This is a genomic window from Hyphomonas sp., from assembly GCF_037969335.1.
Lineage (GTDB): Bacteria > Pseudomonadota > Alphaproteobacteria > Caulobacterales > Hyphomonadaceae > Hyphomonas.
The window spans coordinates 1-17,566 of the sequence record NZ_JBBKXE010000157.1; the positions used below are offsets into that span (position 1 = coordinate 1).

The following is a 17,566-nucleotide window of genomic DNA, read 5'->3' on the forward strand; positions in this document are numbered from 1 at the left end:
CGAGCGAAGCGCGGCAGCGGCCCGGCGGCGCGCTGTGACAGGGCGATGACAAGGGCCAGGACAAAGGCGAGGGCGGCGCCGGAACCCGACAGGATCAGCGTGTTGATGACGGCCTGTCCGACAGGTGCGACGGCTTCTTGCGCCTCGAGACTGCGCCAGATGAGGCGTCCGACGGGTAGGCCGAAGGCGGCAATGAAGAGGGTGGTGCACAGGGTGGTCGCGGTGGTGGCAAGGGGGAGGGAGAGGGGTGCCCGGTCCACTTCTCGCCAGCGGGTTGAGCTCGCCTGGCTACCGCGCCGGCCGCGACTCCAGCGCTCGAAAAGCACGAGACTGAGCACGAGGCTGAGCAGCACGAGCGCGAGGCGGGCGGCGGTTGCGGGCTCTCCGAAGCTCGTCCAGGCGCGTACGATGCCATAGGTCAGCGTCGGCACGCCGAGGTATTCGGCGGCGCCATAATCGGCAGCCGCTTCCATCAGGGCGAGGGCGAGGCCAGCGGCAATGACGGGGCGGGCCGCCGGCAGGGCGACACGCCAGAAGCTGCGTGAGGCGCTGGCGCCAAGGCTGCGGGCCGCTTCGAGCGAGCAGACAGACTGCGAGATGAAGGCGGCGCGGGCGGTGAGGTAGACATAGGGATACAGCGTAAGAGCCAGGACGAAGGCGAGGCCGGGCAGGGAGTGGATGTCGGGAAACCAGAAGTCGCGGGCCGAGAGGCCGGTGGCGTTGCGGATCGCGGACTGGACCGGGCCGCCGACGCCCAAGAGGTCGCCATAGGCATAGGCAAGGACATAGCCCGGCGCGGCGAGGGGCAGGATGAGCAGCCATTCGAACAGGCCCCGGCCGGGAAAGCGGTACATGGTTATGAGCCAGGCGGCCGGTACGGCGATAACCAGGATCAACACGGCGGTCAGGGCAAGCGTGCCGATCGTGCCGAGGATATAACCGGTCAGGAGTGTGTCGCGGATATGGTTCCACGCATCGCCGCCACCGAAGACCAGTCCGGCGATAAAGGTTGCGGCAACCGGCACGCCAATGATGAGGCCCGCCATCAAGGCGGGCCCGTCACTTGCGCGGATGGCAAGATTGCGGAGGGGGATAATCCCGGCCAAACGGATCAGTTCCAGCCGGCCCGGTCGTAGATTTCCTGCGCCCCGGCCTGATTCTCGCCCAGTTGCTGGAGCGGGAACTGGCTCTGCTTGAAGTCCGGGAGGGCTTCGAGACCTTCGGGGAGCGGCACGCCGACGATCATCGGGAATTCCTTGGTTTCGTTGGTCAGAAGTCTCTGGCCCTCGGGCGTGGTCAGCCATTCGATGAAGCGGACGGCATTGTCCTTGTTGGGGGCATGCGCGGCAACGGCAGCAGCAGTGACGTTGATATGCGTGCCGACGCCATCCTGTTCGGGAAAGGAAAGTTTGGTCTTGGCTGTCTTGGCCTTGTCGGCATCCGTGCCGGTGGCCATGCGGACCCAGTAATAATGGTTGATCAGAGCGACAGAACATTCGCCTGCCGCAATGGATTCGATCTGGGTCGTGTCACCGCCCTGCGGCGGCCGGGCGAAGTTCGCGACGACATTGCGCGCCCACGCGGCGGCCTTGTCGGGGCCCCAGCGACCGATGAATTCGCCCATCAGGGACAGGTTGTAGATATTCGAGGAGGACCGCATGCAGACTTCGCCATGAAGCTTGCCATCGGCGAGGTCTGAATACTGGTCGACGTCTTCGGGCTGGAGGCGGAACGGATCGTACACGATGATCCGGGCGCGTTTGGCGAGGCCGAACCAGTTGCCGTCAGGCTCGCGGAAATGCGGTGGAATCGCCGATTCCAGCGTTTCGGATCGAATGCCTTGCGTGAATCCAGCGTCCTGAAAGCGGAAAAGTGTGCCGGCATCGGACGCGATAATCACGTCTGCGGGGCTGGCATCGCCTTCTGCTTTCATGGTTTCGATGAGTTCCGGAGCACCGGACTCGCGGAAGCGGACCCGGATGCCGGTTTCCTTTTCGAACGTTTTGTACATGAGCTTGTCGGAGTCATAGTGGCGCGCCGAATAGACGTTCAAGGTACCTGTGCGCTGTACCGTCGGTTCTGCCGCAGAATCTACAGGTGTTGCCCCTGGTGCTGCCGGCTTTCCGCAGGCCGCCAAAATGAGCGCTGCGGCGAGAATAGCTGGAAATTTCATTGGTTTGCGCTGTCCTTGTCTGATCCAAGCCTATCAAACATAGTTGAGAATGGATCGCAACTTATCAAGGGGGGCGACGTTTTGCCCAAAACTTGCACAGTGCCAGCGAATATTGAATTTTTTCCTCGTAACGGACTCAAATCAATCCGTATTTTGGGGTAAACAAGAAATTCGCTCTGGTCAGAATAGCAGGGGTGGTGGGGATGAATGATGTCGTAGTCGACCTGGATCTGGGGACGCCAGAGGAACAGGCATTGTGGGAAATGGCGATCGATTTCTTTGTCGACATGCTGGATTCAGACGAAAGCGGTTCAGAATTGGACGCGCCGGACATGATGGTGCACACGGCCTTCAAGCCGAATGGACGCATCAGCAAGCGGCTGATCTTCCAGGATCGGACCTGGGCCGATGCTTTCCTGAACTTCTGGGAAGAGCAAAAACTTCAAGCGACAGCCGCCTAGGCGTTTCACTGCCAGGCCAAGTGTTTTAGAGGTGCCGGGATGAGCCCGAGCCTTTCCTCCCCGCGTATCGCCATTATCGGCGCTGGCATTATCGGCCTGTCCTGCGCCTGGGAACTGGCGAACCGCGGCGCGCAAGTCACGCTGTTCGATTCAAATTTCCATCCGGGCCGCGGCGCAAGCTGGGCGGCTGCCGGCATGCTGGCGCCAGCCTATGAGGCCGCCGCAGAGGAAGGGGCTCATCCGCGCCTGTTCGATCTTTGCCTGGAAGGTGGAGACTTATGGACCGGCTTTGCCCGTGAGATTGCTGAGGCGACCGGTCGCGATGTGCTGCATATTGGAGGCCCCAGCCTCGCTGTGGCCCTGACGACGCAAGACCTTGCTGCCATGCAAGGCCTCGCCACGGCGCTGAATGCGCAAGGTATCCCTTTTGACGTCTTGTCTCCTGATGAGACTTTGGCGCATGAACACCAGGTTTCCCCGGGTAATCGCGGCGCCTTGCTTCTGCATACCGATGGGCAGGTCGATAACCGGCTTCTCGTGGACACGCTGATCCGCGCGCTGGAAAAGCACCCGAATGCCGTCTTCGTGAATGGCGAAGCGCCGCTTGTGTGCTCTGGCAATGCGTTGACCGTCGCAGGTTTCGACGAGGTGATCATTGCAGCAGGTTGGCAGACGCCGTCCGTGACGGCGGGTGACACGCCCCTTGGCGATATCGTGCCGACGCTCAAAACGCTCCAGCCGGTGGGCGGGCATATGCTGGCGCTCCTGCGCCAACCCGAGTCGCCGGAGATGACGCTGCGCTGCGGTTCGCTTTATATCGTGCCCAAGGCCGGACGCGTTGTCGTTGGTGCCACGGTCGAACCGGGGGTGACAGGTCACGAGATCGATTGGGACACGATTCATGGCCTGGAGGTGGCGGCCCATGAATTATGTCCGGTCCTGAAAGAGGCGCCCATTATCGAAGCGTGGCGCGGCATACGGCCGGGAACGCCCGACCATGCGCCGATGATCGGCGCACTCGGCGAGACCGGCGCGTTCGTCGCCGCAGGGCACTATCGCAATGGCATCCTTCTGGCGCCGGTGACGGCGCAGATCATGGCGGACCTGATCCTTGATCGTAAAACCAGCGAACTGGCGGCGGCCTTCAGCCCGGCGCGGTTCGCGGCTGCGACCGCCTGACGCCGGGGCTGTGCTGGACGGGCGCGCGCCTGCGGCCTAAGTCTCCTGCCAAGCAGGAGGAACGCATGCACCAGATCTCCCCGATGAGCGAAGACCAGATGGCCATCAAGGAGGCTGTCGCCAAGACGATTGCGCCTTTCGATGACGACTATTGGCTGAAGACGGACGAGACCGGCAACTGGCCGGAAGAATTCTGCAATGCAATGGCCAAGGGTGGCTGGCTGGGAATTGCGTTCCCGGAAGAATATGGCGGCGCGGGCCTGGGCCTGACTGAAGCGGCGATCATGATGCAGACGGTGACGCGTTCAGGCGCAGGCTTTTCCGGAGCATCGGCGATCCACCTCAATATTTTCGGACCCAAGCCGCTGGAGAAGTTTGGCACCGAGGAACAAAAGCAGGAGAACCTGCCGAAGATCATCTCGGGGCAGGAAAAGATGTGCTTCGCCGTGACTGAGCCAAATTCGGGACTCGATACGTCGAGCCTGGAGACAAAGGCCGAGCGGACGAAAAATGGCTATGTGATCAACGGGCGCAAGATATGGACGACGGGCGCGCAGCGGGCTGACAAGATCCTGATCATCGCCCGTACGACGCCGAAGGACCAGTGCGCCAAGCCGCACCTTGGCCTTTCGCTGTTCTACACCGACCTTGACCGGGGCAAGATCGAGGCGAGCCCGATCCCGAAAATGGGCCGCAAGGCGGTCGAGTGCAACACGCTGTTCATCGACAATCTGGAAGTGCCCAAAGAGCATCTGATCGGGGAGGAAGGCGCGGGTTTCAAATACCTGCTGCAGGGCTTGAATCCGGAGCGGGTCCTGTTCGGGGCCGAAAGTGTGGGTCTGGGCTTTGCCGCACTGGAACGGGCGGCGAAATATGCGCAGGAACGGGTCGTGTTCGGCCGTCCGATCGGGCAGAACCAAGGTATCCAGCATCCGCTGGCGCGCAGCTGGGCCGAACTGTCGGCGGCCGAACTGATGGCCTACAAAGCCGCGAGCCTTTACGATGCCGGCCAGGACTGCGGCGCGGAAGCGAATGCAGCGAAGTATCTCGGCACGGAGGCGGGCTTTACCGCGTGCGAAACGGCGGTGCTGACGCATGGCGGGATGGGCTATGCGAAGGAATACCATGTCGAGCGCATGATGCGCGAAGCCATGCTGGCGCGGATCGCGCCGGTCAGTCGCGAGATGATCCTGAATTTCATCGCCGAACGCGTTCTGGGCCTGCCGAAGAGTTACTGATCAGAAGTTGACGCCGCATGACAGGTTGATGTCGAAACGGACCGTCAAGTCGGCTGTCTCAATGCCGTCATGCTGCGCGACATGCCCCTTCAGCGTCCCGACCATGCGGCGCACATTTGTCGAGGCTTGATGGGCATCGAGCGTCAATGTGCCCGTGCCCTCGAGCCGGACCGGCACCCGGAAAGGCGAGTCCTCCGGCAGGGTCTCAGGCCGCATCACGCCATTGTCCCATTCGAGGCTCGCGAGCGGGAATGTTCCGGTCTCGCCGGGGCCGACGACGCCTTCTGTATCGAACGCGACATTGAACCATGTCTCATTGTTGGGGGCGCCGGAATACATGGTGAGACTGATGGGGGTTTTGCCGTTGCAACCGCCAGCAAGACTCACATCCCCGGCAGCGGGAACAGGTCGGCGCATCTGCGTGCCGGTCTCCTCGAAAGCGAAGGCGTTGACCGGGCCGGCATTTGTGTCCGCCACTTCCGGCGCCTCGCTCCCGTTACCTGTCGAGGGGGTCCCTGCTGCAGGCTCGCCGCATGCAGAGAGCAGAACAAGGGCGGCCAAACCATAGGGTGCGCGTTTCAAAATCATGTCTCGTTCTCCATCATCTGCTTCCGGGCAAAACGCATGTGCCCGACCAGAAGCTTTAACGCAGGGCGGCAGCAAGCCCCGCCATCCCGAACGCTAAAGATCGTCAGCTTTCTTCATGTGCTCGAAGAATTCTTCCTTGCTGTTGGTGCGCGGATAGGGCGTGCCAGGAACGGGCACGCCGAGGAAGGCGCAGAGCGGTTCCCAGCCATCCTTTGCCGAATGCACCAGCAGCCGGTCTGCCGGGATGGCGGCTTTGACGGCTGCTTCGTGCGCTGTGAATGCGGCGATGATGCCGTCCTTGTCCTTTGCGCCGCCAAAGCTGCGGTCCAGTACTTTCGTTACCATCTTGAACCATTCGACCGCCGGGGCCGGCCATTTGTCTGGTGCCCAGACCGTGGCAAGGATGGTTTCGGAGATGCTGCTGTACCAGCTTTCGGGCGAGCGGGTGGAGAGGATGATCTTCACGTCCGGATAGGCGCTTGCGAGTTCCTGCCAGAAGGCGGCTGTCGGCCAGTCCACGGCGGATTTGTAGCCTGCATAGATCGCGTCGAAGTCCGGATTGCCAGCGAGCGCATCATTCCAGAGTGGAACCTGGCCTTCGCCATTCTCGATGACTTCGACCATGTGGTGGCATGGCCCGTGGCCGAGTTGCTCAAGTGCCAGTTTCAGCGACATTGTGCCTGTGCGCCCAAAACCGGCGCTGATTACGGATAGTGTCATTCGTGTCCCCCCAAAAGGTCCGCAACGGACCCGATCAAACATTCTACGCGGCTTGAAAGCGCATTCAAGTAGGGTGCTTCCCCAAGGACACGGATCAGACTAGGTTCGCCCAAAGCCTTGGGAGGGCACGTTCATGCTGTATTTCATCCTTGGTCTCGTTATCTTTTTCGGGGCGCACCTGTTCACCACATTCCGGTCGCGCGAGCCGGGCAAGGATATCAAGGCTAAGCTCGGGTACGGGCCGTATATGGGGCTCTACAGTCTTGTTTCGCTTGTGGGATTTGTCCTGATCTGCTGGGGCTTTGGCGCCACGCGCGATGCCGGAAGCCTGTATATGGCGCCTTCCTGGGGGCGGCACGTGAACCTCGCGCTGATGCTGCCATCGCTGATCCTGCTGGTGGCCTCGCAATTGCCGACCGGGGCGATCAAGAAGGCGGTGAAGCACCCGATGCTGGTCGCGGTGAAGCTCTGGGCCTTCGGGCACCTTCTGGCCAATGGCGAGCTCAATTCGGTGATCCTGTTCGGAAGTTTCCTGGCCTATGCGGTGATCGACCGGATCGCGGTGAAGAAACGCGGCGACAACGGGCCGGGCAAGGATGCGGCGTCCTCGGTGATGTCTGATGTGGGCGCTGTCGTGATTGGCGGTGGTTTGTACGTGGCGATCCTGATCTGGCTGCACCCGATCCTGTTCGGCGTCGCGATCATGTAATGGCCACCGGCTTAAACCATTCACATACACATCGGTGCTAGGATGCCCGCCACTGCAACGCATTGGCGTTTCTGGGAGTGAACCGGCATGAATTACGATTTCAACTACGCCCTGACGGTCTTCGTCGATACGGTGATGAAGCACTATGCCGATTTCGAAGGCCGCGCGAGCCGGCGCGATTTCTGGCATTATGTGTCGATCACCCTGCTGATCTTCGTGGGCTTCAATATCCTGTCGATGCTCCCGTACCTGGGGCCGATTTTCAGCTTGGTCAGCCTTCTGGTCGGCCTTGCCCTTGTGCTCCCGGGTATCGCCATCGGCATCCGGCGCATGCACGATATCGACCAGAGTGGCCTGTTGGTGCTGATCCCCTTCTACAATATCTACCTGGCCTGCCAGCCGGGCACGACGCGCACCAACCGGTTTGGCCCGGAGCTGCTGACGCGCTGAGCCTGCTTGCAGGCGCGGCCCGCTCAGGCTAAGTCGCGGCCCATGTCGAAACAAACCGAGACCCGCCGCAAGACCGTCAAGGACATCGCCGCTGCCAAGGGCAAGACGCCGCTCGTCTGCCTGACGGCTTATGACGCGCCAACGGCCCGCCTGCTGGACCCACATTGCGATGTGCTGCTGGTCGGCGACAGCGTGGGCATGGTGGTGCACGGCCTGCCCTCCACGGTGGGCGTCACCATGGAAATGATGATCCTGCACGGGCAGGCGGTGATGCGCGGCTCCAGCGAGGCCTTTGTCGTCGTCGACATGCCATTCGGGTCGTATGAGACAAACAATGATTCCGCCTTCCTGAATGCCGCGCGCATCATGAAGGAAACCGGCTGCCAGGCGATCAAGATCGAGAGCGGCACCTATGCCGCCGGCCAGATTGCCCATCTCGTCGAGCGCGGCGTGCCGGTGATGGGCCATATCGGCCTGCGGCCACAGGCCATCAATGTCGATGGCGGCTTCCGGGCCAAGGGGCGTACGACAGGCGAGCGCGACCGGGTGATTGCCGAGGCACGTGCGGCGGACGAAGCGGGGGCCTTTGCCATCGTGATCGAAGGCGTCGCCGAGGACCTTGCGGCGGACATAACCGCCGAAGTCAGCTGCCCGACGATCGGGATCGGCGCGTCGGCGGCCTGCGATGGCCAGATCCTTGTCACGCATGACATGCTGGGCCTGTTCGACTGGACGCCGAAATTCGTGCGCCGCTATGCGGACCTGAGCACCAGCATCAATGATGCGGCGGCGGCCTATGCCGACGATGTCCGCACCCGCCGGTTTCCGGACGCGGCCGAGACCTATGCCCTGAGAAAACCTGAACCTGAACAGCGCTGACACGTTGCAGCGTGGGCATCGCCCGTCTAGGTTCCTGCCCGAGTCACAAAATACACCGGAGCGACTGAATTGAGCGATATTTTCGAAGAAGTCGACGAGAGCATTCGACAGGACAGGCTGGAGATCTGGTGGAAACGCTACCAGTTCTTTGTCTATGGCGCTGTGGCGCTGGTCGTCGCGGCCGTTGCCGTGAACGAATTCGTCATCGTGCCCCGGGCGGAAGCGGCTCGTACGGCCCGCGCGCTCGAGCTGGAGCAGGCGCTGTCCGAGCTTCATAACGGCTCGTATGCCGCGGCTGAGGCAGCCTTTGCGGAACTCGCAGAAGGTGGCAGCAAACTGGCGCCGCTGGCGGCGAACTATCTGGCGCAGGTGCGGTTTGAGGGCGGCGGCGACGCCGATGGCGCAGCCGAAGCCCTGGCGGCGATTGGCGCCGTCGAGGGCAGTCCATTTGACCGCCTCGCCCTGTTGAAAAAGGCCTATTTCAAGGCTGACGGCCAATCGATGACGGAGCTGGAAGCCACGCTGGGCAGTCTCGTTGATGACGAGGGCCCACTCGGGGCACTGGCGCGTGAACTGGTTGCGGCCAAGGCTTTTGCCACAGGTGATACAGCGCGGGCCCGGACCGAATTCAATCGGCTGCGCTTCGATGCGGCTGCGCCGGCAGGCGTAAAGCGCCGGGCCGAACTCGCGCTCGCCGCCATTCCTGTCGTTGAAGAGGCTGCACCGGCCCCGGACGCGGCAAACGAAGCAATCGAAACAGAAGCCGAAGCGCCGGCTCCCGCGCCCGCCCCCGTAGAGTCTGAGGAGACTGGTCAATGAGTCCATCGCGTAAACTCGCCGCCACCCTTGTCCTGGGTGCGGCGTTGACCCTTTCGGCGTGCAGCAGCCTGCCGAGCTTCGGCACCAAGAAGGCCAAGGAAAAAGCCGCCGAGGACAAGGCGGGCCGGATAACGATGGTTCTGACCGACGAAGCGATCAAGCCGAACCCGGAACTGGCAGGCGTGGCGATTGAATTGCCGGAACCTGTGACGATCCAGGCCTGGTCGCAGGCTGGCGCCAATGCCGCCAAGGTTGTTGGCCATGTCAGCGCAGCCCCACAGTTGAGCATTGCGTGGCGTGCAAATGTCGGCGCGGGCTCCGACAAGAAATCAGCCCTTACCACCCCGCCCGTGACCAGCGAAACGACCGTGTTCACGCTCGACGCCGAGCAGTCGGTCGTGGCGACGGACCTCGCGACAGGGCGTTCGAAGTGGAAGAAAAAACTGAAGGGCCTCTCCAAGCGCGACAAAAGTGCGCTGGGTGGTGGACTTGCTGTTGAAGGCGACACGCTGATCGTGGCGAGTGGTTTTGGCTTTGTGGCTGCGCTTGACGCGGCCACCGGTGCCGAGAAATGGAAGCACCAGATGGGCGCCCCGATGACGGGTGCACCGACCATCAAGGATGGCCGGATCTATGTCACCTCCAACAATAACGAAATTTTCGCCCTGACGCTGGCGACAGGCGAGACCGAGTGGAGCGATCAGGCGATTGCGGAATCTGCCCGCGTGCTCGGCAGTTCCAGCGCCGCCGCCGTCGAGGACTTCGTGATCGCACCGTATTCGTCGGGCGAGATCATTGCCTATCTTGCCTCCAACGGACGCCGTCTCTGGACCGACGCGATCTCGCAGGCCGGGCGGTTCACACCGATTTCCGAGATCAATGACATTGGCTCGCGCCCGGTGCTTTCGGGTGGGCTCGTATTCGCATCCAGCCAGTCTGGCGTGACCGTGGCGATTGACGGACGCAGCGGTACGCGCGTCTGGTCGATTGCAACGGGTTCGACACAGGCCCCCGCCCTGGCCGGACAGTACATGTTCATCCTGGGCGTCGATGACACGCTGTCGGCCGTCAATCCGGCCAATGGCGAGGCCTATTGGGTGACGCCGCTGCGGAAGTTCAAGAAAGAGAAAAAGAAGAAGGGCCAGATCAGCTATGCCGGACCAATCATCGCGTCTGGACGCGTCGTGATCGTGTCTTCAACAGGTGAGCTACTTGCCTTTTCGCCGCAAACCGGGCAGCAGACCGGCTCTGTGAAGCTGGGCTCGACCACTTACCTCGAACCCATCGCCGTACAGGACAAATTGCTTATCCTCACTGATGAGGCCAAGCTGATCGCCATCCAATAGGGCGCACGGCCCAAAAGCCCGCCCGTTAACCGTATGAACGGGCAGGCTTATGCCGCTTAAACTCGCTATTCTCGGACGTCCGAACGTCGGAAAGTCGACGCTGTTCAACCGGCTCGCAGGCAAGAAAATTGCGCTGGTCGATGACCAGCCTGGCGTGACGCGCGACCGCAAGCAGGCCGAAGGCCGCCTCGCCTCGCTGCCTTTGATCCTGATCGATACGGCGGGCTACGAAAACGTCCACGATGGTAGCCTGCAATCGCGTATGCGCGAGCAGACCGAAGCGGCGATTGCCGAGGCGGAGGTTGCGCTGTTCCTGATAGACGCGCGTGTCGGTGTGACGATCGAGGACCAGAGCTTTGCCGCGCTGTTGCGCAAGGCGAACATTCCCGTCGTGCTGGCGGCGAACAAGGCTGAAGGCAAAGCCGGACGCGACGGCCTGAACGAGGCCTGGGAGTTGGGCTTTGGCGAACCGGTGGGCCTGTCGGCCGAGCACGGCGAAGGCATGGCAGACCTGTTCGAAGCCATCCGTCAGGCGCTGGGCGAGGACGCCTTCGAGAAGGCGCTCGAAGAGGCCGAGCCTGACTACACGCATTTTGGTGGCGAAGACATTCTCGACAAGCTGTCGCACATCGACATCGATGACCAGACGCTGTCGGATGACGACCTTGTTGCCGCCATCGAAGAAGCTGACGTCGACGTCGAGCCGGAGCCGGTACGCCCCGACAAGCCGATCAAGCTGACCATTGTCGGTCGCCCGAACGCGGGCAAGTCGACGCTGATCAACCAATTGCTGCAATCTGACCGCCTGCTGACGGGACCGGAAGCGGGCATCACACGGGATTCCATTTCCATCGATTGGGAATGGGAAGGCCGCCGCATTCGCCTGGTCGATACAGCCGGACTGCGCAGGAAGTCGCGCGTGCAGGAAAAACTGGAACGCATGTCGACGGGCGAAACCATCCGTTCCCTGAAATATGCCGATATCATCGCGCTGGTGATGGACGCTGACGAGGCGATGGAAAAGCAGGACCTGCAGATTGCCGACCTTGCCCTGCGCGAAGGCCGCGGCATTGTCCTGGTGATTTCCAAGTGGGACCTCGTGAAGGACCCCGATGCGGCGGCCAAGCATATCCGCGATCTTTCCAACCGCCTCATGCCGAACGCCGGTGGGGCGCCAATCGTGTTCCTGTCGGGTTTGACGGGCCGGAATATCGAAAAGCTGATGCCAGCCGTCGTGAGCGTCTATGCCAACTGGACGGCCCGCGTGAAGACGGGCGACCTGAACCGCTGGCTGCGCCATACGATCGAGCGCCATCCGCCCCCCTCCGTGCACGGCAAGCGTATCAAGCCGCGCTACATGGCGCAGATGAAGGCGCGTCCGCCGACGTTCGTGCTGATCGCTTCGCGGGGTGACCAGATGCCGGACCAATGCAAGCGCTATCTCGTCAATGGCGTGCGCGATGCGTTCGACATGAACGGCGTGCCGATCCGCTTGTTCGTGCGTCAGGGCAAGAACCCCTATGCCGACAAAGCCGCGCAGCAGCGACCGTCGAAGCGTTACAAGCCGAAACACTAGCGTCGCGAGGGGGTGACCCAGCGTCACCTCACCGCGCCTTAGGATCGGTCCCGCAAAAATACAAGACTTGGACGCGGGCTCTCGCAACGTGTAGTCATGTGGAAAACCCACTTCAAACACTGCATCAGGGAGAGACAAGATGGCGTCCAGCGTTCCGGCCAAGGGCCTTCAACTGAGATCACACGTAAAGTCCAGCGGCGAGCTGGAACTGTCCCTGGCTGAGGTGGAGATTCCAACGCCCGGCCCGGACGATGTGATCGTTCGCGTCGAAGCGACACCGATCAACCCATCCGATCTTGGCCTGTTGCTTGGCGCAGCCGACATGAGCACCGCGAAAGCATCGGGGACTGCGGACCGTCCAGTCGTCACCGCAAAAGTTTCGTCTGCCGGCCTGCGGGCCATGACTCCTCGCATCGACCAGTCGATGCCGGTGGGCAATGAAGGTGCGGGCACAGTTGTGGCGGCGGGTTCGTCGCCTGCGGCGCAGGCCCTTTTGGGCAAGACGGTTGCAGGTCTCGGCGGCGAAATGTACTCGCAGTATCGCATGTTGAATGTCGCCCAGTGCATGGAATTGCCTGACGGTGCGACGGCCCGCGATGGCGCGTCCTGCTTCGTCAATCCTCTGACATCGCTGGCGATGACTGAAGTGATGCGTATGGAAGGTCACACGGCGCTGCTGCACACGGCGGCAGCTTCGAACCTTGGCCAGATGCTCAATAAAATCTGCATCGCCGACGGTATTGATCTGGTGAACGTGGTGCGTTCCGATGCTCAGGAAAAAATCCTGCGGGACATTGGCGCGAAATGTATCGTCAACTCCACATCGCTCGGCTTCATGGACGACCTGATCGCCGCACTGGCAAAGACGGGTGCGACTCTCGGCTTTGATGCGATTGGCGGTGGCCCGCTGGCCGGGCAAATCCTGGTGGCGATGGAAGCGGCAGCGAACCTCAACGCCAAGGAATACAGCCGCTATGGTTCGGCGACCCACAAGCAGGTCTACATCTATGGCCGTCTCGACATGAGCCCGACAACCTTGCCACCCGGCGTGGGCATGGCCTGGGGCGTTGGCGGCTTCCTGCTGACACCCTTCCTGCAAAAGGTCGGCGCTGAAGGCCGTGCCAAACTACGCGCACGGGTTGGTGCAGAGCTCAAGACGACGTTTGCGAGCCATTATACGTCGGAGATCTCGCTCTCAGAAGCGCTGCAACTGCCGGTCATCGAGGCTTACAATCGGCGTGCAACGGGTGAGAAATACCTGATCAACCCGAACAAATAGCATCGTCTGACGCGCGTTGCAGAACGCGGAATTTCGTCGTCACAGTCTTGGAAATCGGGCCCGTGTGGCCCGATTTCCGCTATGTCGGGTGGATTACGCTTGACGGGCGAAACGCGCAGGCCGAACTCGCGGGCCAGCGTGCAAGTATTTGTATGATCCCTGAATTGGCCTATTCTGGGTGCCTGGAAGGAAAACGTTCATGTCGTTCTTGATCCGGAATCTCGCTTTTTGTGGTGCGTTGCTGGTCTTGGCAGCCTGTTCCCCATCGCCTTCAGAACAGGCAGGTGAAGAGCCCCCCCTGAAGACATGGCGCCCGTTCGCAGCCGAGAGCCCATGGAACACACCGATCCCCGCGAAACCGGATATTGATGCGCAATCCAAGGCGCTGATCAGCGATTTCGCGAGCAATGGCAGTCTATATATCAATATCGCTGAATGGTCCGTGCCGGTCTACTACATCGACATGGATGAGACGCCGAAGCATGAGGTCCTGGATATCTATCCGGGCCAATATGGCCGCGGTTTCGAGCCGCCTCGCGAGATTCCGATCCCGGACGGTGCCCAGTCTGCGGAGCCGAAAGGCGGCCTCGGTTATATCGCCATCGTGGACAAGGCGCGGAACCTGGAATGGGATATGCGCCAAGCCCACCAGCGCGATGATGGGCGTTGGTTCACCGGCTTCGGCGCCATCACCAATTTGCGCGGCAGCGGCGTGTCGCCGCCCTGGAATGACGTGGAACAACCGAATCTTGCGGCGAGCGCGCTTGAATCCGGCTTTCCGCTGACAGCGGGCCTGATCCGGGTTGAGGAAATCAATTCCGGCCGGATCCCCCATGCCCTGATGTTTGCCTATCCGGGCGCAAGGACCGACGGCTTCATTTCCCCTGCGAGCATGGCGATGCCGGTGGCAGAAAGTGCGGATATTGCCCCACAGGCCGGCATGCCGCTTGGCGCCCGCATCCAGCTCGATCCGGCGTTCAATGTTGAGGGTTCGGACCTGTCGCGCGAGGGCAAGATTATCGCCCGGGCCTTGCAGGAATATGGCGCCTATCTGGGCGAGTCGGCGGGCGGCAATGTCCTGTTTGCCGAAAGCGCGCCAACCCAGCTTGAAGCCTGGGACGGAACGCTGGTCTCAGGTGAGTTGCAGGCCGTCTTCACGCCCGAGATGATGGCGAAGCACTTTCGTCTGATTGAAATGGGCGACGTCCTGCCGGGGCCATCGGCGGACTAATCCGGCCTAGCTGGGCAGCGACGTGTCGTAAGGGCTGTCGAGTGAGAAGACCGGTATCGTGGCGACGATCTCGAAACCGCTTTCGTCTTTCAGGTCATAGGTGCCGCTCATCATGCCGGACGGTGCCGCAAGCGGCGCGCCGGACGTGTAGCTGAAGCGTTCACCGGGCATGAGTGTCGGGGTCTGGCCAATCACGCCTTCGCCGTCGACGGCCTGCAGGCGGCCCTGTGCATCGACGATGCGCCAGTGGCGGCGCAGGATGGTCCAGGTCTGTTCGCTCTCGTTTTCGACGTCGACTGTATAGGACCACATGAAGCGGCCCCGCGACGGCTCTGATTCGTCATGCATGAACTTCGGGCGCACGCGGATGCGCACGCCTTGCGTGATTTCTTCATACAGCGGGGGAGCGTGTCGGCGTGCCATTATGCGAAATTGCGTTGAATTCCTTCACACACTGTTAAGGGCGTGAAGAACGTCGGCTTCAAGGTCGTCAGCATCTTCCAAACCGACGGAAAAACGGATCCAGCTGCGGTCGAGACCCATGGCTGCCTGCTCTGCGTCGTTGAGGGCGCGGTGGGTGGTGGTGGAGGGGTGGCAGGCGAGGGACTTGGTGTCGCCAAGGTTGTTGCAGATGTCGACAAGCTCCAGGGAATTCAGGAATTTGAACGCCCCTTCCTGGCCGTTCTTGACCGACAGGGCGATCATCGTGCCGCCGCTCGTCATCTGGCGCTTGTGGACGGCGTAGTGCGGGTGATCCTTGCGGTGGGGATAGCGCACAGCTGCGACATTGGGGTGGGCCGCGATGGCGTCGGCGAGGCGCGCAGCAGTGGCGCTCTGGGCGTCGACGCGCAGTTTCAGGGTTTCGAGGCCCTTGAGCACGACCCATGCGTTGAACGGGGCTGCAGCCGGTCCGACATGGCGCAGGTACGGATCGTACACCTCTTCCATGCGCTCGGAATCGCAGAGGATCGCGCCGAGCATGACGCGGCCCTGGCCATCCATATGCTTGGTGGCCGAATAGACGACGACATCGGCGCCGAGTTCCAGCGGACGCTGCAGGATCGGGGTTGCGAACACGTTGTCGACCACCAGCAGGGCGCCGGCTTTCTTGCAGAGTTTCGCCACGGCCTCGATATCGACGCCGTCGAGCAGCGGGTTGGCCGGGCTTTCGATCAGGACGAGCTGGCAGCCCTTGGCGATTTCGCGTTCCCAGGCCTCAAGGTCTGCACCGTCAACGAAAACCGTCTCGATGCCGTATTTTGGCATCAGGTTGGCGATGATCCAGCGACACGAGCCGAACAGGGCCGTGGCCGCGACAACGCGGTCGCCGGACTTGAGGGGCGCGAGAATGGCGGCGGAAATGGCGCCCATGCCGCTGCCGGTGAGGCGGCAGGTCTCGGCGTCTTCGATCAGGGCGAGCCGCTGCTGCAGCATTTCGCAGGTCGGACTGCCATAGCGGGAATAGACGAATCCCGGCTCGTCGCCCTTCATCCGGGCCATAGCCTGTTCGGCGCTGTCATACGCATAGCCGGACGTCAGGTAGAGTGCCTCGGAGATCTCGCCATGCTCGGACCGCATCAGGCCGCCGCGTACCGCTTTGGTCGCCGGCTTCCAGCTCGCTTTGCCTGATTTATCCGACCCGTTCGCCATGCTGTTATAGTCCTTGTCTTTCCTGCACTGGGTCTTATGCCTGAGAGCACAAGGGGTGCAAGAGATGGTGCAGGAAACGGGCGTTTTGCCCGACCACGAAATTGCGGCGCTGGTCGCTGAGGGTGCGATCCGCAGCGACCTGCCGCTGGAGACCGGACAGGTCCAGCCGGCGAGCCTCGACCTGCGCCTCGCTGAGGATGCCTACCGCCTGCGCGCGAGCTTCCTGCCGGGCAAGGACCGGACGGTCGCCGACATGCTGCAGGAGCCGGGCGTGCATATGCACCGGATCGACCTGACCGACAAAGGCGCGGTGCTGGAGACCGGCTGCGTCTACCTCGTGCCCTTGCAGGAATCGCTGCGCCTGCCTGCCGGCATATCGGCGCGGGCCAACCCGAAGAGCTCGACGGGACGCATTGATGTGTTCACGCGGCTGGTGACGAATAGGGGCAAGGCGTTCGACGATGTGCCGACCGGGTATTCCGGGCCGCTTTACCTGGAAGTGTCGCCGCGAACGTTTCCGATCATGGTGCGGCCGGGTGACCGTCTGGCGCAGGTGCGTTTCAAGCGCAAACGGCCGGACGCGTTGAAGGAGCGGGTGGTGTCGATCGACCTCGAGCCGCCCGAAGGCCAGCCGGCCGGATACCGCGCCAAGCAACATTCCGGTGTGGTGGACCTGCGCGGCATCGGTGCGCACGAGGCCGGTCAGTTCTGGGAACCGGTGTTCCCGCGCCATGGCCGCATTGTCTTGAATCCGGAGGATTTTTACATTCTCGTCAGTCGCGAGACGGTGAAGGTCGCGGCGCTTGAGGCAGCTGAAATGGCCCCGATTGCGCCGGAGCTGGGCGAGTTTCGGGCGCACTATGCCGGCTTCTTCGATCCGGGGTTCGGTACCAACAAGGGTGGGAGCCGGGCTGTCCTTGAGGTGCGCTCACGTGATGTTCCCTTCATCCTTGAGCACGGCCAGCCGGTTGCCAAACTGATCTACGAGCCCATGGCAGCTAAACCTTCCGGACTCTATGGTGGTTCCGGATCAAATTATCAGGGACAGGGATTAAAGCTGTCGAAGCACTTCGCGATCTGAGTGCGCCAAGGATGCGGGACGCCGTGCCGACCGGACAAGAAGCGGTTTCGGGAGCGTCTCCCGCTCAGCCATTCGCCGGATGCAGGTCGCGGTAGCGGATGCGCTGGCCTGTGCGTGTCTCATCCACCGAGACGAGCTTCACGAGTTCAGCGGCGACGACGTCTGCGGTCGGCAGGGTCATCGGGTC

The 17,566-nt window shown here is 62.0% G+C and carries 18 protein-coding genes; 12 read left to right on the forward strand and 6 right to left on the reverse strand.

Annotated elements, in window-relative coordinates; all coding sequences use genetic code 11:
* The coding region (locus AADA04_RS11965; RefSeq protein ID WP_340693502.1) for an ABC transporter permease subunit at positions 1-1,106 on the reverse strand (1,106 nt) is incomplete at its 3' end.
* 5 nt (positions 1,107-1,111) lie between these two features.
* Positions 1,112-2,173, reverse strand: a complete 1,062-nt coding sequence (locus AADA04_RS11970; protein WP_340693503.1) for an extracellular solute-binding protein — start codon at positions 2,171-2,173, stop codon at positions 1,112-1,114.
* A 203-nt stretch (positions 2,174-2,376) separates the two neighbouring features.
* On the opposite strand from AADA04_RS11970, the gene AADA04_RS11975 reads away from it, so the two are divergent.
* The 3 genes from AADA04_RS11975 (at position 2,377) to AADA04_RS11985 (ending at position 5,051) form a co-directional block, all read left to right on the forward strand.
* A complete protein-coding gene (locus AADA04_RS11975; protein WP_340693504.1) occupies positions 2,377-2,634 on the forward strand; it encodes a hypothetical protein in 258 nt (85 codons plus the stop codon).
* 39 nt (positions 2,635-2,673) lie between these two features.
* Positions 2,674-3,813: an FAD-dependent oxidoreductase gene (locus tag AADA04_RS11980; protein WP_340693505.1), complete on the forward strand. Its 1,140-nt coding sequence runs from the start codon at positions 2,674-2,676 to the stop codon at positions 3,811-3,813.
* A gap of 65 nt (positions 3,814-3,878) precedes the next feature.
* Entirely contained in the window at positions 3,879-5,051 is a 1,173-nt protein-coding gene (locus AADA04_RS11985) for an acyl-CoA dehydrogenase family protein (protein ID WP_340693506.1), read from the forward strand.
* Here the strand turns inward: AADA04_RS11985 and AADA04_RS11990 are convergent, their stop codons facing one another.
* Both AADA04_RS11990 and AADA04_RS11995 read right to left on the reverse strand, forming a co-directional pair.
* A complete protein-coding gene (locus AADA04_RS11990; RefSeq protein WP_340693507.1) occupies positions 5,052-5,639 on the reverse strand; it encodes a hypothetical protein in 588 nt (195 codons plus the stop codon). It lies immediately after the preceding gene.
* 93 nt (positions 5,640-5,732) lie between these two features.
* On the reverse strand, positions 5,733-6,359 hold the full coding sequence (locus AADA04_RS11995; RefSeq protein WP_340693508.1) for a sulfotransferase family protein: 627 nt from the start codon (positions 6,357-6,359) through the stop codon (positions 5,733-5,735).
* Positions 6,360-6,492: 133 nt separating this feature from the next.
* Between AADA04_RS11995 and AADA04_RS12000 the strand changes: the two genes are divergently transcribed.
* The 8 genes from AADA04_RS12000 (at position 6,493) to AADA04_RS12035 (ending at position 14,648) form a co-directional block, all read left to right on the forward strand.
* Positions 6,493-7,068 (forward strand): NnrU family protein, encoded by a 576-nt coding sequence (locus AADA04_RS12000; protein ID WP_340693509.1) that lies wholly within the window; start codon positions 6,493-6,495, stop codon positions 7,066-7,068.
* Positions 7,069-7,155: 87 nt separating this feature from the next.
* A complete protein-coding gene (locus AADA04_RS12005; RefSeq protein ID WP_340693510.1) occupies positions 7,156-7,518 on the forward strand; it encodes a DUF805 domain-containing protein in 363 nt (120 codons plus the stop codon).
* 42 nt (positions 7,519-7,560) lie between these two features.
* A complete protein-coding gene (gene panB, locus AADA04_RS12010; protein ID WP_340693511.1) occupies positions 7,561-8,397 on the forward strand; it encodes a 3-methyl-2-oxobutanoate hydroxymethyltransferase in 837 nt (278 codons plus the stop codon).
* Positions 8,398-8,466: 69 nt separating this feature from the next.
* Entirely contained in the window at positions 8,467-9,216 is a 750-nt protein-coding gene (locus AADA04_RS12015) for a hypothetical protein (RefSeq protein WP_340693512.1), read from the forward strand.
* Positions 9,213-10,562, forward strand: a complete 1,350-nt coding sequence (locus AADA04_RS12020) for a PQQ-binding-like beta-propeller repeat protein (RefSeq protein WP_340693513.1) — start codon at positions 9,213-9,215, stop codon at positions 10,560-10,562. The genes AADA04_RS12015 and AADA04_RS12020 overlap by 4 nt, the downstream gene beginning before the upstream one ends.
* A 49-nt stretch (positions 10,563-10,611) precedes the next feature.
* Complete coding sequence (gene der, locus AADA04_RS12025) at positions 10,612-12,138, forward strand: ribosome biogenesis GTPase Der (RefSeq protein WP_340693514.1); 1,527 nt, start codon at positions 10,612-10,614, stop codon at positions 12,136-12,138.
* Between the two features lie 139 nt (positions 12,139-12,277).
* The gene (locus tag AADA04_RS12030; protein WP_340693515.1) at positions 12,278-13,417 is read left to right on the forward strand and encodes a zinc-binding dehydrogenase; all 1,140 of its coding nucleotides are present in this window, start codon (positions 12,278-12,280) and stop codon (positions 13,415-13,417) included.
* 199 nt (positions 13,418-13,616) lie between these two features.
* Positions 13,617-14,648, forward strand: coding sequence for a hypothetical protein (locus tag AADA04_RS12035; protein ID WP_340693516.1), 1,032 nt, complete (start codon positions 13,617-13,619; stop codon positions 14,646-14,648).
* A 6-nt stretch (positions 14,649-14,654) separates the two neighbouring features.
* Here AADA04_RS12035 and apaG read toward each other — a convergent pair whose 3' ends face one another.
* Both apaG and metZ read right to left on the reverse strand, forming a co-directional pair.
* The gene (gene apaG / locus AADA04_RS12040) at positions 14,655-15,071 is read right to left on the reverse strand and encodes a Co2+/Mg2+ efflux protein ApaG (protein ID WP_340693517.1); all 417 of its coding nucleotides are present in this window, start codon (positions 15,069-15,071) and stop codon (positions 14,655-14,657) included.
* Between the two features lie 24 nt (positions 15,072-15,095).
* Positions 15,096-16,298: an O-succinylhomoserine sulfhydrylase gene (gene metZ, locus AADA04_RS12045; RefSeq protein ID WP_340693518.1), complete on the reverse strand. Its 1,203-nt coding sequence runs from the start codon at positions 16,296-16,298 to the stop codon at positions 15,096-15,098.
* Positions 16,299-16,383: 85 nt separating this feature from the next.
* On the opposite strand from metZ, the gene AADA04_RS12050 reads away from it, so the two are divergent.
* A complete protein-coding gene (locus tag AADA04_RS12050; protein ID WP_340693519.1) occupies positions 16,384-17,379 on the forward strand; it encodes a 2'-deoxycytidine 5'-triphosphate deaminase in 996 nt (331 codons plus the stop codon).
* The last annotated feature ends 187 nt before the right edge of the window (positions 17,380-17,566 follow it).